The organism is bacterium (assembly GCA_029210965.1).
Classification (GTDB): domain Bacteria; phylum BMS3Abin14; class BMS3Abin14; order BMS3Abin14; family BMS3Abin14; genus JALHUC01.
In genome coordinates this window covers 1-536 of sequence record JARGFZ010000151.1, presented here as the reverse complement: position 1 = coordinate 536, position 536 = coordinate 1, and the positions used below count along the sequence as shown (strand labels likewise).

The 536-nt window shown below is 54.7% G+C and carries 1 pseudogene; it reads left to right on the top strand.

Annotated features, from left to right (window positions below):
• Window positions 1-166, top strand: a pseudogene (locus P1S59_14730) (tRNA-binding protein).
• Window positions 167-536: the final 370 nt, after the last annotated feature.

The following is a 536-nucleotide window of genomic DNA, read 5'->3' as shown; positions in this document are numbered from 1 at the left end:
CGGAGGATCTGGTGGGGCGTCAGGTGGTCGCGGTGACAAACTTCCCGCCAAAGAAAATAGCCGGCTCCAGTAGTTAGTGCAGATCCTGGGAGCGGTGCCCGGGGAGGGGGATGTGGTGCTTTTAAGTGCGGACGCTTCCGTTCCCAACGGAACACGCGTCGCCTGATATTAAGGCAGAAGGCAGAAGGGAGGAGGGTGCTGTAAATTCAGACGCGGGGACGCGAGGACGCGGAGACGCGGGGAAGATTTTTTACAACCCCTGCAGGAGCTACTGGTAAGTTTTTGCATGTTTTCTTTTTTTTTAAAAGTCCTTTCGTCTGATTCGCTGATTTGGAAAAATAGTATATGACCTGAAAAAAAACTTGTATCCTCGATCCTGATTTGCTTGCCTTTTCCGTGTCTCCGCGTCGAAGCCTGTCACGCCAGAGGCGTGATGTCTCCGTGTCTGGTGCGGGACAGTCACCGGATCCCGCTGCGCCCCTTCGCCACCCGGAACTCAGACTCGAAATCCGCCACCAATTCCCCACCTCCATCAG